The organism is Brevibacterium sp. UMB1308A, from assembly GCF_030230605.1.
Taxonomy (GTDB): domain Bacteria; phylum Actinomycetota; class Actinomycetes; order Actinomycetales; family Brevibacteriaceae; genus Brevibacterium.
In genome coordinates this window covers 1-22290 of the sequence record NZ_JASPDO010000025.1, presented here as the reverse complement: position 1 = coordinate 22290, position 22290 = coordinate 1, and the positions used below count along the sequence as shown (strand labels likewise).

The 22290-nt window shown below is 59.8% G+C and carries 20 protein-coding genes; 10 read left to right on the top strand and 10 right to left on the bottom strand.

Annotated features, from left to right (window positions below; genetic code table 11):
- Nucleotides 1-216 precede the first annotated feature (216 nt).
- The 5 genes from QP868_RS10110 (at nucleotide 217) to metE (ending at nucleotide 7520) form a co-directional block, all read left to right on the top strand.
- The gene (locus tag QP868_RS10110) at nucleotides 217-2478 is read left to right on the top strand and encodes an LPXTG cell wall anchor domain-containing protein (RefSeq protein ID WP_284926434.1); all 2262 of its coding nucleotides are present in this window, start codon (nucleotides 217-219) and stop codon (nucleotides 2476-2478) included.
- A gap of 152 nt (nucleotides 2479-2630) precedes the next feature.
- Nucleotides 2631-2888, top strand: coding sequence for a hypothetical protein (locus QP868_RS10105; protein ID WP_284926433.1), 258 nt, complete (start codon nucleotides 2631-2633; stop codon nucleotides 2886-2888).
- A gap of 157 nt (nucleotides 2889-3045) precedes the next feature.
- Nucleotides 3046-4134 (top strand): isopenicillin N synthase family dioxygenase, encoded by a 1089-nt coding sequence (locus QP868_RS10100; protein ID WP_284926432.1) that lies wholly within the window; start codon nucleotides 3046-3048, stop codon nucleotides 4132-4134.
- Between the two features lie 6 nt (nucleotides 4135-4140).
- A complete protein-coding gene (locus tag QP868_RS10095; RefSeq protein ID WP_284926431.1) occupies nucleotides 4141-5184 on the top strand; it encodes a methylenetetrahydrofolate reductase in 1044 nt (347 codons plus the stop codon).
- Entirely contained in the window at nucleotides 5181-7520 is a 2340-nt protein-coding gene (gene metE / locus QP868_RS10090) for a 5-methyltetrahydropteroyltriglutamate--homocysteine S-methyltransferase (protein ID WP_284926430.1), read from the top strand. Before QP868_RS10095 ends, metE begins: the two co-directional genes overlap by 4 nt.
- Nucleotides 7521-7522: 2 nt before the next feature.
- On the opposite strand, the gene QP868_RS10085 is transcribed toward metE, so the two are convergent.
- Genes QP868_RS10085 through QP868_RS10075 form a run of 3 tightly spaced genes read right to left on the bottom strand, consistent with a single transcriptional unit; the run spans nucleotide 7523 to nucleotide 9843 of the window.
- On the bottom strand, nucleotides 7523-8179 hold the full coding sequence (locus QP868_RS10085; protein WP_284926429.1) for an HdeD family acid-resistance protein: 657 nt from the start codon (nucleotides 8177-8179) through the stop codon (nucleotides 7523-7525).
- A gap of 46 nt (nucleotides 8180-8225) precedes the next feature.
- Entirely contained in the window at nucleotides 8226-9131 is a 906-nt protein-coding gene (locus tag QP868_RS10080; protein ID WP_284926428.1) for a glutamate racemase, read from the bottom strand.
- Nucleotides 9124-9843, bottom strand: coding sequence for an HAD domain-containing protein (locus QP868_RS10075; protein ID WP_284926427.1), 720 nt, complete (start codon nucleotides 9841-9843; stop codon nucleotides 9124-9126). The genes QP868_RS10080 and QP868_RS10075 overlap by 8 nt, the downstream gene beginning before the upstream one ends.
- 88 nt (nucleotides 9844-9931) lie before the next feature.
- Here QP868_RS10075 and QP868_RS10070 point away from each other — a divergent pair, with 88 nt between their 5' ends.
- Nucleotides 9932-11425 (top strand): amidase, encoded by a 1494-nt coding sequence (locus QP868_RS10070; RefSeq protein WP_284926426.1) that lies wholly within the window; start codon nucleotides 9932-9934, stop codon nucleotides 11423-11425.
- A gap of 51 nt (nucleotides 11426-11476) precedes the next feature.
- Here the strand turns inward: QP868_RS10070 and QP868_RS10065 are convergent, their stop codons facing one another.
- Both QP868_RS10065 and QP868_RS10060 read right to left on the bottom strand, forming a co-directional pair.
- Entirely contained in the window at nucleotides 11477-12952 is a 1476-nt protein-coding gene (locus tag QP868_RS10065; RefSeq protein ID WP_284926425.1) for an APC family permease, read from the bottom strand.
- Between the two features lie 94 nt (nucleotides 12953-13046).
- A complete protein-coding gene (locus QP868_RS10060) occupies nucleotides 13047-14303 on the bottom strand; it encodes a site-specific DNA-methyltransferase (RefSeq protein ID WP_284926424.1) in 1257 nt (418 codons plus the stop codon).
- A gap of 67 nt (nucleotides 14304-14370) precedes the next feature.
- Between QP868_RS10060 and lhgO the strand changes: the two genes are divergently transcribed.
- From lhgO to QP868_RS10040, 4 genes are all read left to right on the top strand, one after another.
- Complete coding sequence (gene lhgO / locus QP868_RS10055) at nucleotides 14371-15600, top strand: L-2-hydroxyglutarate oxidase (protein ID WP_284926423.1); 1230 nt, start codon at nucleotides 14371-14373, stop codon at nucleotides 15598-15600.
- 276 nt (nucleotides 15601-15876) lie between these two features.
- Nucleotides 15877-16266: a universal stress protein gene (locus tag QP868_RS10050; RefSeq protein ID WP_284926422.1), complete on the top strand. Its 390-nt coding sequence runs from the start codon at nucleotides 15877-15879 to the stop codon at nucleotides 16264-16266.
- A 298-nt stretch (nucleotides 16267-16564) separates the two neighbouring features.
- Entirely contained in the window at nucleotides 16565-16966 is a 402-nt protein-coding gene (locus QP868_RS10045; protein WP_284926421.1) for a hypothetical protein, read from the top strand.
- Nucleotides 16967-16974: 8 nt separating this feature from the next.
- Nucleotides 16975-17871, top strand: coding sequence for an inositol monophosphatase family protein (locus QP868_RS10040; RefSeq protein ID WP_284926420.1), 897 nt, complete (start codon nucleotides 16975-16977; stop codon nucleotides 17869-17871).
- A 60-nt stretch (nucleotides 17872-17931) separates the two neighbouring features.
- Here the strand turns inward: QP868_RS10040 and QP868_RS10035 are convergent, their stop codons facing one another.
- The 5 genes from QP868_RS10035 to QP868_RS10015 all read right to left on the bottom strand — a co-directional run.
- The gene (locus tag QP868_RS10035) at nucleotides 17932-18684 is read right to left on the bottom strand and encodes an iron ABC transporter ATP-binding protein (protein ID WP_284926445.1); all 753 of its coding nucleotides are present in this window, start codon (nucleotides 18682-18684) and stop codon (nucleotides 17932-17934) included.
- A gap of 254 nt (nucleotides 18685-18938) precedes the next feature.
- Nucleotides 18939-19973 (bottom strand): iron chelate uptake ABC transporter family permease subunit, encoded by a 1035-nt coding sequence (locus tag QP868_RS10030; RefSeq protein ID WP_284926419.1) that lies wholly within the window; start codon nucleotides 19971-19973, stop codon nucleotides 18939-18941.
- Nucleotides 19970-21061: an ABC transporter permease gene (locus QP868_RS10025; protein WP_473964645.1), complete on the bottom strand. Its 1092-nt coding sequence runs from the start codon at nucleotides 21059-21061 to the stop codon at nucleotides 19970-19972. Before QP868_RS10025 ends, QP868_RS10030 begins: the two co-directional genes overlap by 4 nt.
- 25 nt (nucleotides 21062-21086) lie before the next feature.
- Nucleotides 21087-22067, bottom strand: a complete 981-nt coding sequence (locus tag QP868_RS10020) for a siderophore ABC transporter substrate-binding protein (RefSeq protein ID WP_284926418.1) — start codon at nucleotides 22065-22067, stop codon at nucleotides 21087-21089.
- Between the two features lie 33 nt (nucleotides 22068-22100).
- The coding region (locus QP868_RS10015) for a hypothetical protein (protein ID WP_284926417.1) at nucleotides 22101-22290 on the bottom strand (190 nt) is incomplete at its 5' end.

The window sequence follows — 22290 nt, the reverse complement described above, 5'->3', positions numbered from 1 at the left end:
TAGAGGTGTGTCCTCGCCGGGCTACCAGTGTTTACTAAGTTGAAAGGCGATAAGCAGGATGGTGCTCGTCTGCAGTACACAACGGTATGACGGTCGTTTCTGGCAAGCTGTTGAACATTTATCTTTAAATTCTTAAAAATTCGTGTAAAGTTTTGACCGTCGAGTAACTACTGTCACCGGTTACTGTCTGATTGGGTTCTATTCAGAGGAAACAGAATGAGTGTTAAACATTCCAGAAGTTGGCCGTTCACTTTGTACGGCACAATTGCATTAGTTCTCTGCCTTTTGGCTATGGGACTGCCAGCGGTCAGCAACCCGGCGTCGGCAAACGCGGCGCCTACTTCCAGCACAGCCGTTTGTGCCCCAGATACATCGTTTGGTGTTCTGGAGAGCGGGCAGTTGCGGAAAATCAATACGGGTGAAAATCCAGGTTCAGAGAATTACGGTGACGTCGATCTAAGAAACGCTTATCCGCTCACCTCTGACTACCTGGGCTACGACGCTGGATTCGTGCGAAAAGACCAGGTCAACGGTCTTGGCTTGGCGCCGGACGGCGACGCGTTCTATACGTTCCGTGGCTGGTCCAAGGGTTACTACGACCAGAACGGCTATTGGAACAACGGGGTTCGCAACAACTTCGAACTCTATAAATATGACGAGAACGGCAGAAACCCACAGCGCATCAAACTGACTGAAGACGGTAACAATTACTACGACTTCTACAGCGTCGAAACCAGTGCGCAGAACATGGACCTCATCGCAGGTGCAGTCAACCCTGCTGACGGGCGCTACTACTTCGGCGGTTTCCACCAAGCGCAGAATTCCGCTGGTGGCTACAACCTGTACTTCAACCTGAGGTCGATCGACCCCACGGACGGTCGCTTCCGCCACATTGCACAAATCCCCGTAGAGTCGCAGAACGGTCCGTACAGTCATGATAACGCAAACGGCGACATCGTCTTTGACGCGTCCGGCAACTTCCACTTGCTGTCGGCTAAGCAGCCGTCCAATGGCTCATCGCAGGTCAAGATTCTGACTCTGTCGGCTGACAAGCTCCCGGCTGACAACGAAGGGCCGCTTCAGCAGGTTTACGCTTCGTCAACAGCTACTCGAGAGATCTCAGCGGATGATGGCATTGCCAACAGCCTTGCTGTTGATGCCGACGGCACGCTGATTCTTGCTACAACTAAATCGGCGTTTAAGTACGATCCGACGTCGTTCACACTCGAGCGATCGGCCCAGAACATTAACGGTGGCGGGCAACTAATCAATACGGACCTTGCCTCCTGTCACTTCCCTCCGACCCTGGAGGTCAAGAAGAACGTAGTCGACCGACTCGATGAAAAAGACCAGTTCAAACTTACCGCTGATGACCAAACAGACACTGGAATCTTTGCGTCTGCGGAAACCAGTGGAAGTAAGAGCGGAGTGCAGTCTGAGCAGATCGGTCCTGCGATTGTCCGCTCCGGCCAGGAATACGTCATCCAGGAGCAGATGGCTGAAGGCTCCGGGTCAAAACTGGATGACTATTCAACGTCTGTTGAATGTGAAGCCAACTATCAGGGCCAGCCCAGCGAAAAGCTCGAACTGACCGAGAAGGGCGGCCAGAAATACGGTGTGACGATCCCTAAGACCGCGGATCGTGGCCCGGCAAATGTGGTCTGCACCTACACAAACGAACCGAATAAGCCTGCTTTCAAGGTGAAGAAGGATTCGGCTGAGGCTGGTGCTACGGCTGAGAACGGTGAGTGGACTTCTGCTTACACGGTGACTGTCACGAATGATGGTGAGGTTGCTGGTACGTCGAAGGCTGTTACTGACACCCCGAGCGTTCCTGCTGGTTTCACTGTTACCGGTGCCACTGTTGATGGCGAAGCTGTTGAGATCACTGACGGCACCTTTACGGTGACTGATGGTGTGAAGCTTGCTGCTGGTAAGGACAAGGTCTTTGAGGTTGTTCTTTCTGGTACCTATGAGGCTGGTAAGGCTGACTGGGTAGCTGTTGGCGAATGTGAAGTCGACGGTGAGGGCAACCCTGCGAAGGGTCTGTTCAACAAGGTGGCCATGGAAGAGGATTCTGATGGTCCTGAGAACAATGATGCTTGTAACCCGGTTGACACGCCGGAGCCAACTCCGACACCGGAACCGACTCCGTCTGAGACGCCGGAACCGACTCCGTCTGAGACGCCGGAACCGACTCCGTCTGAGACGCCGGAACCGACACCGTCTGAGACACCGGAACCGACTCCGTCTGAGACACCGGAACCGACACCGTCTGAGACACCGGAACCGACACCGTCTGAGACACCGGAACCGACACCGTCTGAGACACCGACGGTCCCAGACGCGCCAGAGCCTCCGGTGAAGAGGCCACTGCCGCGCACCGGTGTAGAAGTCGGAGCAGCACTTGCTGTCGCGATTGCACTGATCGCAGGCGGTATCGGACTCATCTCGCGCTCACGCCGTCGTAACAACTAAAAATAAATGGCGTAAGCCGTAGATAGCTAGGAACCTTAGGGCGTCCCTTAGATAAGGGGCGCCCTAAGTGTTTCCCGCTCCGAATTAACCGAACACATTGTGCTGCCATACACGCACTCACCCGTGCAACAGAAGAGCTGGGCCACTTCCACGTGCTCGCAGGACTCCCAGACGTTAAAGACGTAGACGCGTGCCTGGCAGTGCTGGAACCATTCCCCGTCACATTTGTTGGTGCAGGACGTGACTACCTGGACTACACCCACCTGGCTGCACACGGGCCCGTGCTCACGGTTGAAGACGCCTGCGAACAAGCCCTTGAGTCAGGGAAAAACATTCTGGCCGTTGGAACCATGTCGTTTGCCGGGGCAGTCCTTGAGTTCCTCGACGCCCCCACCCACTTCTGGTGGTAGGGGATCCGGGCGCAACGGCCTGTTTTTGACGCTGCGTGACACACTGTTGCACGCATGTGACACCAGAAGACGCGGTGTGACAACACCACCCGCGCATGCACCGCACTGAACCTAGCGTGGGCTCCACAGTCACTCATCTCAGACCAAGGAGCACGCTATGTCACTGTCCAGCCTCCCAATCCTCGACCTCTCCCAGGCCGACGACCCCCAACACGCAGACGACTTCCGCCGCCAACTCCGCGACGTCACCCACACAGTAGGGTTCTTCTACCTCACCGGGCACGGCATCCCCGCCTCGGACTTCACTGATCTCCTGGAGACCGCCCAGCGGTTCTTCGCCCTGCCAGAAGAAGACAAACTCAGCATCGAAAACACCAACTCGCCCCACTTCCGCGGCTACACCCGCGTGGGCGGGGAACGCACGCTGGGTAACGTGGACTGGCGCGAACAGATCGACATCGGCCCACACCGTGAACCTGTAACGGAGCCCCTGCACACCTACGACCGTCTCACCGGCCCCAACCTGTATCCGGTGGCCTTGCCAGAGCTCAAAACCGTCACTGACTCCTGGCACAAAAAACTCACCGCCGTAGGCGAACGCTTGTTGTCCGAATGGGCTCTGAGCTTGGGCCAGCCGGCAGACGTTTTCGCCCCTGCCTTTGCCCACGACCCAGAGTCGTTCATCAAGATCATCCGCTACCCGGCACCTACCGTGACGCCAGCTGAACAGACCGCCGAGGCGGCAGGAGCCAACGCTTCCAAAGAAGGAGCCGCTGAGGAAAGCGCGATCACGCAAGGTGTGGGTGCGCACCGCGACGGCGGTGTACTGACCTTGCTGTACCCTCAACCGGGCACTACTGGTTTGCAGGTGAACTACCAAGATGAGTGGATCGACGTTGAACCGATCGAAAACACGTTCGTGGTCAACATTGGCAAACTCCTCGAAGTGGCCACCGGTGGGTACTTGCGTGCGACCGTGCACCGGGTGCTTCCCACGGCTCCTGGCCAAGACCGGATCTCTGTTCCGTTCTTCTACAACCCCTCCCTGCGCGCCAGCCTGCCAGAACTCACACTTCCTGACGAGCTCGCGACCCAGGCACGAGGTGTGAGCGCTGACGAACGTGACGCGCTCTACGCCGTTTACGGCGAAAACGCGCTGGAATCCCGGCTTCGTTCCCACCCGAACGTCGCAGCGATCCACCACGCCGACCTCCTCGAAACTACCGCAGGTACTAAAGCGAGCTGAGCCCCCGTGACCACTCTCTCTGCATCAGCACCCCTCGATACCCACACCTCGGGACCGGTCACTGACGCGAGCGGAAGACGGACAGACGGCACGCTGGCCGGCACCTGGGAAACCGGAACCTCTGAGCGGGAGCCCGGCCAGCAACCGGAATCACGTCTGGCCTTATCCTTCGAGGTCATGCCACCCAGGAGCGCGGAACAACAGGAACGGTCAGGAGAGCTCTTGGACCTCCTGGCGTCCTATGACCCCGACTATGTGGCGGTCACCTCGGCGGTGCGTACCGGCTGGTCAGCGGGAACAGCTGCGTTTATTTCGCAACTGTCAGCCACCACGCGCTTGCGTCCACTGGCCCACTTGGCATGCACCGCAGCGCCGCGCGACGAACTGGTCACCTGGATCGAACGCTACATTGACTCCGGTGTGCGCGGGTTCCTGGCAATCCGCGGCGACTTGGCACCAGGTGCCACCGCGCCTCCCGCCGGGCACCTGGCCCACGCCGACGCACTGGTCACGCTGTTGCGCTCAGTCGAACGCAACCAAGTGGCCCGCCTGTGCGCAGGTCGGTTTGCCATAGGGGTCGCCGCGTACCCCAGCGGGCACCCCGAATCCAAACGGCCAGAAGAAGACATCGACGTGTTGGCCGCCAAACAACGCAACGGCGCCGACTTTGCCATCACCCAACTGTTCTTCAACCCCGCCCAGATCACCACAATGTCCCGCCGTGCTGACTTGGCCGGCGTCACATTGCCGATCATCCCCGGCATCATGCCCATCACGGGAAGCGCCCGGCTCAAACGCATGTGCCACCTGTCAGGCCTCACCCCACCGGCGTACATCGCGCAGGCTTTGGCTGCGGCGGGTAGCCCGGCTGAAGAGTACGAAATCGGGTTAAACCTGACAGCTGACTTCGTCGAAGCGTTAGTCGCAGTGGGGGTCCCTGGCCTCCACTTCTACACCTTTAACGACCCAACAACCATCACCGAACTACTGTCACGCCTGAGCCCTCAGACTCGCGCCAGGCTGACCAACAACCGAAAGGACACGCCATGACCACCCCTACTCGGACCCCGTTCCCCAATGCAACAGTGACCGGACTGCCACGAATTGGCCCACGTCGTGAACTCAAGCGCGCGCTCGAAGCGCTGTGGGCTGGCACGATTGACGAGTCCGAATACGCAGAAGCAGCACACAGCCTGCGCCTGTCCTCCTATGACCGGCAGCGTGACCTGGGACTTGTGGCTGACTACGCGATCCCCGGCGACTTCTCCGCGTACGATCAAGTTTTGGACGCGGCACTGACCGCTGGGCTCGTGGGGGAGGACCCCACCGGCACAGACCTGCGGGAGTACTTTGCGCTGGCCCGCGGCACGGCTGACCGGGCGCCGTTGGAAATGACCAAGTGGTTCGACACGAACTACCACTACCTAGTGCCCGAGGTCGCCGACGACCGCACGTTCACCGCCCGCCCCCAGCGGATCCTGGAACTCGTTGACGAAGCCCGTCAGGCAGGGCACACGATCCGCCCCGTCTTGTTGGGGCCAGTGACCTTGTTGGCCCTGTCGAAACCGGCTGAGGGTGCTACCCGTCAGCCACTTGACCGGCTCGATGAACTGGTCGACACCTACGCTGAACTGCTCACCGCCCTGCACACCGCTGGGGTGGAATGGGTGCAGATCGACGAACCCATCCTTGTGACCGACCTCGACGAGATTTCAGACGAGGAACTGGCACAGCGCGCAGGCCAGGCGCACGCACGGCTGTTGGCTACCGCGGACCGCCCGCAAGTTCTGATTACCACACCTTACGGTTCCTTGCGCGCAGGACTGGATGCCCTGTTAGGGGCTGGGCCCGAGGCGCTCGGCGTTGACCTTTCCGCCGCCACCCGCACCATTGACCCAGACTGGCTGGACCGGTTGAAGGCAGCGGACTTTGGGGACACTCGTCTGGTCGCCGGTGTGATTGACGGGCGCAACATTTGGGCCGCCGACCTTGAAGCTGAGCTCGCCGTGCTGACGTCCTTGCAGGGTGGCGGCCGCGATGTTTCCGTCTCCACTTCGACTTCGTTGTTGCACGTCCCGTACACGGTGAGCGCTGAAAAGCGACTCCCCGTGGACGTGGCCGGCTGGTTGTCATTCGCAGAAGAAAAAGTCACGGAAGTTGAGGCGCTCGCCGCGGCTTTGGATGCCCATGGTGAGGGTGCTGCGGACCCTGTGAATGCGCGTGAGGCTGCTTTCAGCCGCTCAGCCCGTGCGGTGCGCACGCGCGCAGAATCAGATCGTGTGGTTGATGAGCATGTGCGGGCGCGGGTGGCTGCGATTGGTGAGCGTCGCACTCGCGTTGGCAGTGTTGAGGAGCGCCGCCGGGCCCAGGAGTCTCTTGGCCTGCCGTTGTTGCCCACCACAACGATTGGGTCGTTCCCGCAAACGCCCGAGGTGCGCCAAGCTCGCGCTGCCCTGCGTGGCGGCCGTATTTCGGAGGACGAATACACGGAGACCATGCGTGCTGAGATCGCTCAGGTTGTGAAGTTGCAGGAAGAGCTTGGGTTCGACGTGATTGTTCACGGTGAACCGGAGCGCAACGATATGGTGCAGTACTTCGCTGAGCACCTGGCTGGTTTCGCTGTGACTGATCATGGTTGGGTGCAGTCCTATGGAAGCCGCTGTACCCGTCCACCGATCCTGTTTGGTGACGTCCACCGGCCAGAACCGATCACGGTGCCCTGGTCGACGTATGCTGCGAGCCTGACTGATAAGCCGGTCAAGGGGATGTTGACCGGGCCGGTGACCATCTTGTCGTGGTCGTTCGTCCGCGATGACGTGCCGCTGTCAACGGTGGCTGAGCAGATCGGGTTGGCGTTGTCTGATGAGGTCGCTGAACTGGAATCGGCTGGAGTGCGGATCATTCAGATTGATGAACCGGCGCTGCGTGAGTTGCTGCCGTTGCGTGCCGATAACCGCGCGGACTACATTGCGTGGGCAGTGGATGCGTTCCGTTTGTCGAGCATCAGTGTAGACCCAGGCACGCAGATCCACACGCACTTGTGCTACTCGGAGTTCGGCCAGGTGATCGCTGCGATTGACGCCCTGGACGCGGATGTCACAAGTATTGAAGCTGCCCGGTCACGCATGGAGCTGCTGGCCAGCTTGGACCCGGAGGAGTTCGACCGGAGCGTGGGGCCGGGTGTCTATGACATACACTCGCCACGTGTGCCCACGGTGGACGAACTCACTGGTCTGCTCGAGGCTGCGATCACGCACGTGCCACGTGAGAGCCTGTGGGTGAACCCGGATTGCGGTCTCAAGACTCGTAAGTATGAAGAAGTGCGCCCGGCGTTAGCGAACCTGGTTGAAGCTCGCGATGCGGTGCGCGCCAAACTTACGGTGTGACGTTAGCGGTTGATCTCGGGCGGGGTGTCGTCGTTTCCCGTGTCTTCTACGGTGCCCTCGATGACGTCACCTCGGCCGTCATTGCTGGGGTTCGAGTATGCGCGTTCACGGTCTGCCAAGGCTTGAGCGCTCTTGCCGAACTTGAAGCCCAACGCCAAGCACGCAGCACCAACAAGCAACAGGACCACGGCCACCAAGGTCAGCAACGCAAGCGTGCTTTCACGTGGGAACACCATGATCAGGACCGAACCCACGAACGCCAGCACACCACAGACCACAAATGCGATCCACGAACGGTTCCCGGTGGGTTTGATGACCAAACCAGTCGTGAGCAGTCCCATACCAATGAGGAACACAGCCAGGGACACGATCACCAGGATGATCGATGCGAAAACACCGGGCAACATCGCGATGATGATTCCCAAGATGATCTGGATGATCCCTTTACCCATGGAGAGTTGGGCGCCTGGCACGCGTCGTGCACGCAACCACAAGAAGAGCGAAAAGAGACCGTCAGCGATCAACCAACCGGCAAAGATGTACGCCACTACGACAAACGATTGGCCCGGCCACACCATGATGGCCAGCCCGGCGAGCAGGGCGAAAATACCTTGCGCTAAGAAAAAGTTACGAGCCTGGCGATAGATCAGCGAGAACATTCCACTCCTTTAAGCGTGTACTTGTATAGCGCGTCACAGCCCCTAATTATTCCGAGGTTTTCCGCAACGCCAACAGCTCGCGTCCCACCGAATACGCCTCCACCGCGGCGGGTAAGCGCCCCGGTTTGCCTGATAAAAACACGTGCGTGAGCCGGCCGGTGGGAGATGTGGAAGCTTGCGGAGTAGCGGAAACTTGGGGTGACAGTGGGGCTTGGGGCGACTGCGGAGCTGGGACGACCTCGGCGGGGTCCTCAGAAACCACCTGCGCGGCAAGCCTGCGCGCCAACTGGCGTGCAACCGCCTGGGGCGAATCAAACAGGGCGACAGGCCGGTCGAACGCGGCCTCAATGCGGTCCGCGACCAGCCCGTAGTGCGTACATCCCAGCACAATGGACTGGGCCTCCCGAGGTGTCGCAGTGACGGCGGCGGAAAGGGCGATGTCGATGGTTTCCGGGTCGGCGGAGTCGATGGCCTGGGCCAGTCCGGCGCACGCGACCGGGTACACGTTAATGTCGCCCGCGTACATGCTGATGAGCGAACGCTGATACGCGCTTCCCGTGGTCGCTGTTGTGGCCCACACCGCGAACGGGGCGCCGGTGGCTGCCGCGGGTTTCACCGCTGGGACTGTGCCGATCACCGGGACGTGGGGTTCGAACTCTTCACGCACCGCCGACAGCGCGTGCACACTGGCCGTATTGCACGCGATCACCAGGGCGCGGGCTCCCGCGTCCACCAGCGTGCGGGCAGAAAACAAGGCGCGTTGCTCAATCTGTGCCGAGGTGAGAGCGCCGTACGGGGCAAATTCGGGGTCCATGGCAAGGGCAAGGTTGGCATGGGGGAGTTCGTGGTGCACGGCCACCGCGAACGGCACCAAGCCCAGGCCAGAGTCAAGAAGGCCCACAGTGGGGGAGACTCCCGCGAGGGTCTGGCAGACGGTGGGCGCGTTAATCATTGGAGCCCTGAGCAGTAGGTGTGTCTGGATCCGGCCCCGCGTGCGGAGTGTGTTCCGGGCTGAACGTGGGTTGAGACGTGTCAGACTCGCGTTCAGCGTCGGAGTCGCTGTCTGCGTCATGCGCCGGGGCAACCACGAAGTCACTGGTGTTCATGGGCTCCGAACCGCTGGGGCGCGGGTACGAAAAGTCTTCAATCGACGTGACCTGTTCTTCGGTTAAGCCGTACTTAAACTCCGGTGCAATTAGCAGCATCCGGTTGCGATACGTCTTCTCGAAATACTGGCGCGTGTTCTCTTGCGCCAAGTCGTCATCGACCCACACCGCGCGCTTGCCGGGGTTGTCAGCCAGCCACTGCTTCATGGCAAGGGATTTCCACCACTTGGTGTGATCCCCGGCGTGACGGTTATACGTGGCGTCCGGCATTTCAATAATGGGGTAGGAGCGTTCAAACTTGAGCTTGGGCTCAATCTCGGTGCGGCACAACGCCGACCACGTAGACAGCCACACAATGTCAGCGTCGCGAGTCTTCACGATCTTCTCTAACGCCTTAATGATCTTGGGCCGAAAATGAAGAACGTAGTTCCACGCATGCACTTCTTTACGGCCCTCTTTTTTGAACCGCTTACCTTCAACGGGAAAAGAGTTCAGCACACCGTCCACATCAAGAAAAATTGTGATGTGACGCGCCCTGCGACGGGCAGAATCCTTCATGTGCGACTCCGAACGGATGATTCAGACTTAGCTTCCAGTGTACGGGCGATAGTGCTGGGGCAGTGAATGAATATGCCACACTACGTGTATGAGTGACTTACATTACATGGGCGTAAAAGAAGTTCTCCAGGCATATCAGCAAGGACTGTCACCCGTTGAGCTCATCACGCACCTCCTAGAACGTATCAAACACGTCAACCCGCGTATCAACTGTGTCGTTGACACTCTGCCTGATCTGGCACTCGAAGAAGCTCACCGCGCCGAGGCGGTGTTGCGCGGGCAACAGACGGGCACCTCGGGCGCGGGGCAAGGAGGAGCGGGGGACACCTCGGCGGTCTTTGCGGACAAACCCCTGCTGGGCGTGCCATTCCTTTTGAAGGAGCAGCACGACTTGGCCGGACACTCAGCAACGCGCGGGTCGCAGACACTGGCCGGCGCGGTGGCGGAAGCCGACCACCCGATCGTGGCGCGGCTGCGGGCCGCCGGTGCGATCCCCCTGGGCCGCACCACAACGCCTGAGTTTTCCTGCGCCACGTTCAGTCACACGCGTGAATGGGGAGTCAGTCGCAACCCGTTTAACCTCGATAAAACCCCGGGTGGTTCGTCCGGTGGGTCGGGAGGTGCGGTGGCCGCCGGGTTCGCGCCGTTTGCCACCGCCTCAGACATCGCAGGGTCCACGCGAATTCCCGCCGCGTTCAACGGGTTGCCTGGGTTCAAGTCGCCGTTTGGGTCCACGCCGGGGACGCACCCTTCGAATAATGACTGGTACCGCGGCGACCACGTTTTGGCGCGCAGTGTTGCCGACACCGCTTATGTGTTCAACGCGATCACCGGGGTTGACCCGTACGACAACGCGACGGTTCCGGTGGAGGACTATCCGCACGAGTTTGGGGAAGGTGCTGGGGGTGATGCGGCCGAGGTGGCTGCTCGCCTGCTTGCCGGGAAGCGCGTGGCAGTCAGTGCTGACCTGGGGGCGTACGCGCTCGACCCGGCCGTGGCGGCGGGAGTCGACCGAGTGGCACAGGCGCTCGCGGGTGCGGGGGCAATTGTTGAGACCGTGGACGTGGGGCTCGTTTTGGAGACCATCACCCGGGCGTCGATGAGCCACTTTGGGCACATTTTCGGGGCAAAGCTTTACCAGACCATGAACGGGGACTTGAGTCGCCTTGAGCCGTACACACGCCTCATGATCGAGTCGACCACGCAGGCAGCTCGGGAAACCAGCCTGGTGGACAGTCTTGAACTGGAGTCCCAGATTCAGGACACCCTCACCCGCGCCATGGAGGGCTACGACGTGTTGGTGACGGGCACCTCGGCGATTGAGGACCTGGACGCCGGTTGCGACTACTTAGGCGAGGTGGAGCGCGAGGCCGGGAACCTGGACTTCTACTGGGAAGGGCACATGACGGTGCCGTTCAACATTGCCAACCGCAGGCCAGTCATGGCCATGCCCAGTGGTGTGGGGAGCGCGGGTGTTCCCACGAGTGTGCAGATTGTGGGGCACCCGTATGACTGCGCGCCGGTGTTTGAGGTTTCGGCGGGGCTTGAGCAGCTTGTGACGGTGCCGCGGCCTGAGCTTTAGGCGGGGGAGCGTGGGTACACGGTTGGTGCCACCGTGTACCCACACGTCTCGTTAGTGGTTCTTGCCCAGTTTGGTGAGCAGGTCGTGTTCTGCTTTGGGACCCGCTTTTACACCGCCTGGAAGACGGAACATCATGACGACCCCAGCAATGAGCCACAGGCCAAACATTGCCCACGACGGCCACGCCAGCTCAGCTGACCACGGAGTCACCGGGAGGTACAGAACAAACAAGAACAGGCACAGGATTGCGGAAATCGCACCCACCACGATTCCGAAATTGCCTTTTCCACCCACGCGCATGGGGCGTTCCATGTCAGGTTCACGCTTGCGCAGCAACACGAACGCCACTGACACCAGGAAGTAGGTGATCACAATCATGGGTGATCCGGCATCCACGACCCACCCCAGCATCTTCGAGCCCAGGAATGGGGTCACGACCGACAGCACTCCGATGAACAGGAGCGCATTGACCGGTGTGCGGTAACGCGGGTGAATTTTTCCGAACCACTCAGGGATCATTCCCGAATTGGCCATTGCCCACATGAGTCGTGACGCGCCCATCAGGAAGGCGTTCCAACTGGTGATGATCCCGGCGAGCCCTCCTGCGATCACGATCTTGCCCCAAACGGGGTGGCCCAACATTGCGGTGAGGGCATCGGCTGTGACCAGACCGTCTTCGGCGTTGAGTGCAGCGATCTCGTCGTGGGGCATGGAGACCGAGGTGGTGAAGATGATGACGACGTACCAGGCTACGGCCATGAGAACCGCGAACACCACGAGTTTACCGATCTGGCGGGGTTTGACGTTGATTTCTTCTGCGGCTTGGGGGAGTACGTCAAAGCCCACGAAGAGGAATGGGACGGCGACGAGCACCGTGACAAAGCCGCTAAAGCCTCCAGAGTAGAGGGGTTCAACATATTCCATCTCGCCGCCGGTAAAGGACCCGAAAACCAGAAGCAGACCCACAATCAGCAAGAACGAGACGACAAACGTCTGAACAAGTGAAGCGACTTTAACGCCTCTGATGTTGATGTACGTCAGCACAACGGCTGTGATGACACCCACCAGTGCCCACGTGAGGTAGACGTCGAATCCCGCGACTGTCCACAGGTAGACCTTGTTGAGATCAGGAAATAAGTACAGAGCCGTTTTGGGCACGGCAACGGCTTCGAACATCACCACAGTGATGTACCCTCCCACGATGCACCACGAGCCAATCATGGCGATCTTTGGCCCCATGCTGCGCATCAAATAGTTGTGCTCTCCACCGGCCAGAGGCATGGCGGCGACGAGTTCGGAATACACGACACCAACAAATGCCATGATGACACCGCCACCCACAAACGCGAGCAGTGCACCAACAGTGCCGGCCTGTTCAATCCACCCTCCAGCTAGAACAATCCAGCCAAAGCCGATCATGGCGCCGAAGCCTACAAACAGCGCATCGAGACGACCCATCGCTTTGTTGAAAATCGAGTCGTGTGACTCATGCGTATAGCTACTGGGATGTTGGTGTGGCTCACTCATGTGTATCTCCTTTGATCCTGCCGTGGGGCACACACTAGTTCGCTTTACGCATGATGTGTGCAGTGGCTCACACGTTGATATCGAATTGTTTTGTTCAGGTCAACCGCACGTCTGTGATGGTCGTCGGATCGCAACCCACGGCCTTGGCAGCTGCCACCACTCTTCGCCTCGCCAACTCACTGATGGTGAGGGAGTCCGGGGTAGCTTGGGAGTCCAACTGGCCGGTGGACGGCCGTAACACCTCGGGCTTTTGAACCAGGATGAACTCACGCCGCCCGCCGTCCTCCGCGTTGAGCTCCATGACAGCCTGGGCCGTAGTCCCGGAGCCGGCAAAGAAATCCAGGACTACCGCCTCGGGGTCAAAAAACGTGCGCGAACGCACCAAAGTTCGCATGAGCGACACCGGTTTGGGGTACGTGAACAGGCCACCCAACCCCAGGGCCTCCAGGTCGTTGCGCCCCTCATGCCCCAACGCGCGCACGATCGAATACATCTTGGACGCCGCCTTTTCCGCGGGGGTGAGCCGCACGACCGCATGCTTGCCACCACCCCACGGTCGCAAAATGTGAGTGCCGGCTGCCAGCCACCCATCGACCTGCGCCTTTTTCTCCGGGCCGCGAACAGCCTCGATGTCCTCATACATCAGGCGCCGCTCCGTGCCGCGCTCATACCGGCCAAAAGTGGTGCGCAAAATGTCGTCCTCAACCAGGTAGCGCCTGCCGTCGATGGTTTCGTACTTGGCGGGCGGGCGTTTCTCTTGCCAAAACCCGTCCACCTGTGACGCGTCCTTAGCCCACACCGCGATGTAATCGTGCCCGCGAATCCACGTCCGAGCCTGGCCGCCACCCCGCGCACGCTGATGCACAAACGACCCCAAGAAGTTCTCTTCCCCGAACACTTGGTGGCCCACCAGCGTCAAAAACGCGTGCTCGCGGTCGTCGATGGACACGAAAATGACCCCGTCTTGGCGCATCAGGTCACGGGCAACGATGAGCCTGGGCAGCATCATCGACATCCACCCCGCGTGCCCAGCCACCCCGAAAGTATCGCGGTACGGCAACGCATTCCCCGTGTTGTACGGCGGGTCGATGTACACCACTGATACGCGTTCAGTGTGGGTCTGTTGCAGGTGTTTGAGCGTGTCCAAGTTATCGCCCTCGATCACCATGGAACCTGTGGACGGAAGCGTGGGGGTGGGCCCGCTGGAGGTTGCGGTTCCAGCGGGGGTGGTTGCCGCCTCGGCCGAGGTGTCCCCCAACACCCCCACATACCCCACCTGCGCGCAGGGAGGGGTGTGGGCGGCCGCTTCTGCGTCAGCGCGGCCGGTCCAGTCGAGTTCGTAGGTGCTCACGTCCCAAAGTCTATTCAGTCAGCGTTGAGCTGGGCCAAAAGGTGGGCGAAGCTGGCACACTTGAACCATGGAGCTAAAGCGCATTGCAGTTATTGGCGGCGGAATCATCGGAACGGCAGTTGCGCGTGAACTCACGCGCAAACAGCCTCAAGCACACATCACCCTGATCGAAAAAGAGTCGTTGTTGGCGCAGCATCAGTCGGGCCACAATTCGGGCGTGGTCCATGCGGGGTTGGCCTGCGAACCAGGCAGCTCGAACGCCAAACTGTACCGGCGAGGCGTTGAACTCCTCACCGCGTACACCACTCAGAACGGCCTGCCCTTCAACGAGTGCGGAAAGCTGGTCGTCGCACAAGACGTCGACGAACTTGAACGACTGGAGGCCATGCTTGAGCGCGCGCAAGCCGTCGGCGTGCCAGGTGTACGCATGCTTAACCGCACCCAGATGCGTGAAGTCGAACCGGGTGTACGGGGGGTCGCGGCCCTGCACTCGCCCCACACGGCCATCACCGACTACAGCAAAATCACTGAAGCGTTTGCCCGTGACGTTGAAGCCGCCGGCGGCCGCATCATGTACGACTCGGAAGTTAAGCGCGTTGACGTCATGGGTAATGAAGTGCGCGTCCGCCTGGCCTTGCCCGGCGCCCAGAATTCGACCATGACCGCCGACGGTGGCACATACGACCTGGCCATCACCTGTGCCGGACTGCAGGCCGACCGCTTGGCTGACAACAGCGGGCTGGACCCGCACCCCAAGGTTGTGCCGTTCACCCGCGACTACTTCGAGATCAACGGCGAGTCCGCCCAAGCTGTGCGCGGTCTCATCACCGCAGTGCCCGGCACCCCCAACCCGGTCCACCTGAGTACGACCACGCGCGGCGCACTCTTGGTTGGCCCGTACGCGTCCTTGTCCCTTGGCCGAGAAGACTATTCCCGCGGGCTGTCCGGCTTCAAGCTGGACGATGTCGCGTCCACGCTGGGCTTCGGCGGGTTCTGGAAGTACGCGTCCAAGAACATTCAGAGCGCGGCCCGCGAAGCCCGCACGGCCGTTTCTCCTAATTCTTATTTGGAGAGCGCGCGCAAGTATGTGCCGGATTTGAATGTGTCGGCCGCGCGCCCCGGCCCCCGAGGTGTCCTCGCCAAAGCCATGAACGCGGACGGCTCGTTGGTGGATGATTTGGTGTTTTTCGCCCGAGGTCGCCTCACCCAAGTGCGGAGTGTTCCGGCTGCAGGGGCCACCCGTTCGATGGCGATCGCGGAGCACGTTGTAGACCAGGCTCTGGCACAGGTTTCGTAAAGTCTGGAACGCGTTTGGATACAGTCCGGAAAATCGACTGTATCCAAAATCGCGAGATTCAAGCCATTTAGTGACCTAGGTCACTGTTTTGGGGTCTTTTGGATACAGTCGAAGTACAAGGTTGAGCTCGACTGTATCCAAAAGACTCGCCCCCCACCCGCCGAGGTGTGAACAAGTGACCCAGGAATTGTCGCCCATCTCAAGTTCCCCAAAAGTTAAACCGGGACCCACGCTGAACACGCTAAGAGGGAGTTATGCGGTCGATATACTGAACTTATGACTGTTCTCATCGGCTATCTCCCGGCTCCTGAAGGCAAAGCTGCTCTCGAAGTGGGTTTCCGCGAAGCGCACGTGCGCGGTACTGACGCGATCGTCGTAACGTCTCCTCGCAAAGGAGCCCCAGACGTCATCACGAAACTGAATGAACAAGCGCGTGAAGACATCCTCGCGGTGGCCGAAAAGCACAACGTGCAAGCGCGAATCGAACAGCCCACGCATGAAGATGACCTCGTGGGAACGTTCAACGAGTTCGCTGCTGAACACGGGTGCGACCTGATTGTTATTGGCCTGCGCAAACGCTCAGCAATCGGCAAGTTCATCTTGGGTTCACAGGCCCAACGAATCCTCCTCGAAGCCGATGTGCCCGTACTCACCGCCAAGGCATAGCAGGGGAGCCGCAAAGAACTGCAAACCGCAAAGTGCAGCACGGGCCAGCACACCGCGTCACCGCACCGGCAGGCAATCCGTACAACCCCAAACTGCCTGTCTCAAAAAGGGTCTCGCATCTCGTGCACCACGTATAACCGCACATTTATATGCAATAGTGATTCTTTGAGAGCGCCTTACGCTTGAGTAAAGCCAAACTGTGGACGCACAACGATGTCAGCAATAGAGAAGCGCATGGAAACCGCATAGGTGCGGACCCCGGAAGCTTCATCATGGAGAAACGGGAGTGTGAAGAAAGATGCCACGCCGTTCACAACCACTGTCGACTGAACAAAAGGCTCTGGTGTCTTCAGTGCGACGCATTGCAAAACAACGCATGCGCATCAACGCTTCCTACATTGATGCCGTTGTGAAAGCCCGAGAATCCGGCGTAACCTTTTCGGCCATTGCTGAAGCTGCAGGCATGTCATCGCAAGCGGCGCAGGAGATCTTCCGCCGACACGGCTCGCCCGATACGACCTCGCCCGATACGACCTCGGACGCCACAATCACTCCGCTCCAACCCGACCACAACAACGCGGAAACCACACATGACGCAACGGCCAGCGCAACTGCAGGCTCAAGTGGCGTGCACAGTGGCGTGCCCCAATGCGCCGCAGCTGTTACACAAGAAGTAGGAACCCAAGACCCTACCGAATAGGAGCGCTCGTGCACACCAACCCCAACCCCTACGCCCCGCTTCTCGTGATCGCCCGCAACGCGGCAGTCATGGCGTGGGAGCGGATGGCGCACTGGTCGGCCCAACTCAGCGACGCGACCGTCGAAGCAAAAGACAACCCAAACAACCTGGTCACCGTGGCCGACGCTCAAATCGAAAGCATCGTCACCGGCTACCTCAACTACGTTCGCCCAGGTGACACGGTCGTTGGCGAAGAAGATGTGGAGCCCACCCCGTTCGACCCGTCCGCATGGACCGGACTCCTCGCCATCCCCGACCACACGCACATCCCGGCCTGCGAATGGCACGTCGACCCCATCGACGGGACCGTGAACTTTGTCCGTGGCATCGAGCACTACTGCTTCTCAGCCGGTGTGCGCCTGGCTAGCCCCGATCACCCGGCCCAGGGCACCTGGCTGGCCGGCCTGGTCGCCGCGCCGGTCATGAACACCACCTGGTTTGCCACCTCGGGAGCGGGCGCGTGGATGACCGCCGGCCTGCCTGACCTGGAACGGATTCTCACCCCCGCCGAGGTGGGAGCAGCACGCTTGTCCGGCACCCCCGCGGGGAGACGGGGCAGTGTGGTGGCCACCGGATTCGGTTACGGCAAGGAGCGGCGTGACCGGCAGTTCCGTGCGCTGATCGACATTATGGAACGGTTCGACGATGTTCGGCGGATGGGCTCGGCTGCGATTGACCTGTGCCAAGTCGCGCAAGGGCGCGTCAACGCGTACTACGAACGTGGCCTGGGCGTGTACGACTGGGCCGGGGGAGCGGTGATCGCCCGCGAAGCCGGTTGCCACGTCCACATACCCACGGAACGGGACATGCCGGTGGTGGCGGCGGACACCTCGGACCTTTTGGAATTCCTCACAAACACGGCGTAAGGCCGGGCACGGCGCGCGGCGCCAAGGCTGCCGCGCCGCCGAAAGCCACCTCGGTAGTGCTTAGTGGTACACCGCGATCTTGCCGCGTGGCCCGTCCAACACCTGGATGGGGGTGTTGAAAACGCCGGTGAGGATGTCGTCGCGCATGATCTGTTCCGGTGTCCCGAACTCCACTACTTGCCCGTCTTTCATGGCGCAAATGTGGTCCGCGTAGGTGGCGGCGAAGTTGATGTCGTGCAAGACAATTACCACTGTGCGACCCAGTTCGCGCGCGGCTTGGCGCAGGTGCTTCATCATGGTCACTGAGTGCTGCATGTCCAGGTTGTTCAGCGGTTCGTCCAACAGGACGTAGTCTGTGTCCTGTGCCAACACCATGGCCACGTATGCGCGCTGGCGCTGACCGCCGGACAGTTCGTCCAGGTAGCGGCCTTCAAGTTCCGTCAGGCTCAAGAAGTCGATTGCGTCGCTGATGATCTTTTCATCGTGTTCGGTGAGGCGGCCCTTTGAGTGGGGGAAGCGCCCAAAGCCCACCAGTTGCCGCACGGTTAGGCGGGTGACGAAGTGGTTTTCCTGACGCAGGATCGACACCACTTTGGCAAGCTCTTTAGACGGGGTTGAGGTCACGTCGAAGCCACCCATGGAGATGGTGCCGGTGTCCATGCCCATGAGGCGACCCATCATGGTGAGCAGCGTGGACTTTCCGGCCCCGTTGGGTCCCACCAGCGCGGTTACACCGCATCCGGGGATCACTTGGGACACCGGGCCAATCGCCACCGAATCGGAATACCGGCGCGTGACATTCTCAATCCGAATCGCCAGGCTGGGGTCCGGACCACCAAACTCGCACGTGTCGCACCCGTCACCAGCGCACGCCCCAGGCTTGGCCAGGGACCCTGCGGACTCCCTGTGCTCCCTGGGCTGGAGTGACAGGATGGTGCGGCCCTGCGGAGGTGTCACGGCCTCGCTTTCGTGCCCAGTCTTCCGCGCACCCGCGCCGTGCCCGGCCTTCCCGGCCGCCATCTCGGCCTCAGCCGCAACCTCACCTCGGTTCGCCTGTTTGCTTAATGTCACAGTCGCCCCCTCTTGAGAATGTATGCCAGGAAGAACGTGCCTCCCACCAGCTCAATGATGATGCCCACGGATCCTTGGGCGTAGAAAGTGTTTTTCAAAATAAAGTGCGCTCCTCCCAAAATCACAAAACCGGTGAGCCATGAAATTGGGAAGACTCGGTAGTGATCGTAGGTGTCGGCAAGTTGATACGAAATCATGGCCACCAGGAACCCAAAGAACGTCAGTGGCCCAACAAGTGCCGTGGTCATGGCCATGAGCACACTGACCAGGCCAAGTACCATGATCAAGTTAGTTTTGTAGTTCAACCCCAGGTTCACGGCAGTGTCGCGTCCCAGGGCAAGCAGGTTCAACCGCCCGCTCATCAGCACAAGCAGCGCCACTGCCACCACACATACGGGCAAGGCGACGGCCAGGTACTCAACGTGGGCAGACGCAATTGACCCCACCAACCGAGCCGTCAACACGTCGAACTCACTGGGGGTGAGCAGCCTCTGCATGAACGTCGAGCCGGCCCCTAAGCCGCCCCCAATGACCAGCCCAATGAGCAACGTTGTCTGGAGGTCACCTCGGCGGCCGGACAGCAACCACGAATACAGCACCATCGCAAAAGCCACCATCACCGCGGCCTGCAGAACGAACTGCGGAGTGCCACGCAGAATCGACCCGCCTGCGATTCCAAACAGAAACACCGCGGCGGTTTGGATGAGCGTGTACAAGGACTCGAACCCCATGATCGACGGGGTCAAAATACGGTTGCCGGTCACGGTCTGAAACGCCACTGTGGCCGTTGAGTGGCACAGTGCCACCAACGCGATCACCAGCAGGTTCTGGACGCGCAACTGCGCGATCAGCCAGAACCCTTCCGATCCAAACGGCATGGGGTTGTCCCACGAAAGTGTGCCGAATGTGATCCCTGTGGCCAGCGCAATCAAGACCCCAACGATGATGGCGTACCGGCGCCGTGCCCGCGGGGTGGGAAGTGGGTGGGTGGAACGCGCCGAGGTGGTAGCCGCCTGCGTAGTTGCGCTCATCGTCCGCGCCTCCTTTGGAGGAGAAGGGCCACGAACACGATCGACCCGATGATGCCCAGAATGAGCGAAACGGGAACCTCGAACGGTGCGATGATGGTGCGTCCTACCAGGTCACATATGGTGACTAAGCTGATTCCTGCCAGGCACACCCACGGAAGGTTGGAACGCAGATCATCACCACGGAACATTGACACAACATTGGGGACTACCAGCCCCAGGAACGGAAGGTTCCCCACAACCACGGTCACCAAGCCCGAGGCGAGCGCAACTAACCCGGTTCCTAACAGGATGATGCGGTTGTAGTTCAGGCCCACGTTGGTGGCGATGTCTTTGCCTAGACCGGCAACGGTGAAGCGGTCGGCTGCAATGAAAATAGCGATGACCACGACAACCACGATCCACAGCGGTTCGTACTGTCCGCGTAAGACCGAGGTGAACGACCCCGCGAACCAAATCCCTAAGCTTTGGAGCAGGTTGGTTTGGAGCGCGATGAAGTTTGAAAGTGCACCCACCACTGCACCCAGCATGAGCCCCACGATGGGCACAATGACTGAACTTCGCAACTGGATACGGCTTAAGAATGCGAAGAAGATCAGCGTTCCCGCAAAAGCGAATACCACCGCTACCACCATGCGGGTGAGAACACTGGCGTCCGGGGCTACCACCATGGTGAGCAGTAGCCCCAGGCCGGCCCATTCGGTAGTTCCGGTGGTGGTGGGTTCTACGAATCGGTTCTGAGTGAGCATCTGCATGACCAGCCCGCACATGGCCATCGCCGCCCCAGCTAACACCAGGGCGATCGTGCGGGGGATGCGGGTGATCTGGAAGATCGCTGCACCGTCTTCACCGGAAAAAATGTCATATTCGCCCACAAACAGGCTCACCGTCACCAAGCCGGCGGTGACAATGACACCAATGATGAGTGGCCAGGTGAAAAGCCGCCCCGCTGGGGCGCGGTTCCCCTCGCCAGCGCGGGTGCCTGCACCACCTCGGCCTGCACCACCTCGGGCGCCTTCAGAAACGCGACTACCCGCGGGAGGAGCCGTGCTCCTTTCCGCGGGCGTCGCTGAACTGTTATGAGACTTCACGTAAAGTCTCCGCAGTCTGTGTGCATTACTTCTTTTCCATAGCGTCTGCTAGTGAGTTGTAGAACTCGGTGTAGGTCTGCAGGCCTTCGTTGAGATAAGTGTCCTGCGGCATGTACACAATGTGCTGGTTCTTCACCGCGTTCACGTTCTTCAACGCCTCCGACTGTGCGATCAGTTCATTTGCAGGCGTGTACTTCTCGCCGTTGTTCGCGCTCACCGAGGCGTCGCGGTCCATAACTAGAATCCAGTCTGGGTTGGACTTAGCGATCGCTTCAACCGAAATGTCATCACCCTGGTGGTCACTCGAGGAGTCTTTCACTTCCAGGGACGGAGTCAGGCCCAGCATGTCATAAACCGGCCCCAGTGTGCGACCTTCGTGCGGAGCGGCGAAGTTGATGTTGCCACCCGATGTAATGACTGACATGACCTTTTCGTCCTTGTTGTATGCGTCTTTTACGCGCTTCACGGACGCATCGAATTCTTCGTTGAGCTTCTTCGCCTCGTCCTGTTTGCCGAAGATCTCACCCAAAGTGGTGGTCTGGCGCTTGAGCTCTTCGCCCAGGTCTTCGCCTTCGCGGGGCTCAAGGTTCACAATTGGAGCGTCGCCCGAATACTTCTTGACCTCTTCACCGTGGTCACGGAAACGCTGTCCAGTAATCACCAGATCAGGCTTAGCAGCCACGATCACTTCGAAGTCAGGTTCACGGTGGTTTCCCACATCCTGAATGGAGTCGTCTTTTTTCTGTGGGTTGTCCGCCGGCATGAGCTTCTTTGCGGCAGCGACAGGCTTGATTCCCCAGCTTTCGAGCGTTTCAAATGAGCGGTTGTCCAAAGTGACCACGCGCTGAGGGTCTTTGGGGACCTCAACAGTTCCTGAATTGTCCTCAATTGAGATGGTGTCCCCGGATTTGTTTTCGTCGCCCGAGGTGCCCGAGCCACACGCGCTCATCGTGAGGGTGAGCGCCAAGGCAGTCGCGAGTGCCGCTGTGAGCCGGCGAAGTTTCATATCGTCTCCTGAGTTTCTGTCCTGTAAGTAAGGTTAGGTTATCCAAACATCAGTGAATATGGAAATCCTTTTGTGGGCTAATTCGCATTTTGGGTTGTGCGGTGTGGTGGCTTCGGGGTATTTGGATACAGTCCAGCCTGGTTTTGCGCGTCGACTGTAGCGAAAAGCGCCCAAAACAGTGGCATAGGTCACAAAATAGGGTGAAATGACGCCGTTTGGATAC

What these genes read in the sequence shown, in the direction of transcription:
- QP868_RS10110 (WP_284926434.1), top strand. Translation starts at nt 217, where the DNA reads ATGAGTGTTAAACATTCCAGAAGTTGGCCGTTCACTTTGTACGGCACA.
- QP868_RS10100 (WP_284926432.1), top strand. Translation starts at nt 3,046, where the DNA reads ATGTCACTGTCCAGCCTCCCAATCCTCGACCTCTCCCAGGCCGACGAC.
- metE (WP_284926430.1), top strand. Translation starts at nt 5,181, where the DNA reads ATGACCACCCCTACTCGGACCCCGTTCCCCAATGCAACAGTGACCGGA.
- QP868_RS10085 (WP_284926429.1), bottom strand. Translation starts at nt 8,179, where the DNA reads ATGTTCTCGCTGATCTATCGCCAGGCTCGTAACTTTTTCTTAGCGCAA.
- QP868_RS10080 (WP_284926428.1), bottom strand. Translation starts at nt 9,131, where the DNA reads ATGATTAACGCGCCCACCGTCTGCCAGACCCTCGCGGGAGTCTCCCCC.
- QP868_RS10075 (WP_284926427.1), bottom strand. Translation starts at nt 9,843, where the DNA reads ATGAAGGATTCTGCCCGTCGCAGGGCGCGTCACATCACAATTTTTCTT.
- QP868_RS10070 (WP_284926426.1), top strand. Translation starts at nt 9,932, where the DNA reads ATGAGTGACTTACATTACATGGGCGTAAAAGAAGTTCTCCAGGCATAT.
- QP868_RS10065 (WP_284926425.1), bottom strand. Translation starts at nt 12,952, where the DNA reads ATGAGTGAGCCACACCAACATCCCAGTAGCTATACGCATGAGTCACAC.
- lhgO (WP_284926423.1), top strand. Translation starts at nt 14,371, where the DNA reads ATGGAGCTAAAGCGCATTGCAGTTATTGGCGGCGGAATCATCGGAACG.
- QP868_RS10050 (WP_284926422.1), top strand. Translation starts at nt 15,877, where the DNA reads ATGACTGTTCTCATCGGCTATCTCCCGGCTCCTGAAGGCAAAGCTGCT.
- QP868_RS10045 (WP_284926421.1), top strand. Translation starts at nt 16,565, where the DNA reads ATGCCACGCCGTTCACAACCACTGTCGACTGAACAAAAGGCTCTGGTG.
- QP868_RS10030 (WP_284926419.1), bottom strand. Translation starts at nt 19,973, where the DNA reads ATGAGCGCAACTACGCAGGCGGCTACCACCTCGGCGCGTTCCACCCAC.
- QP868_RS10020 (WP_284926418.1), bottom strand. Translation starts at nt 22,067, where the DNA reads ATGAAACTTCGCCGGCTCACAGCGGCACTCGCGACTGCCTTGGCGCTC.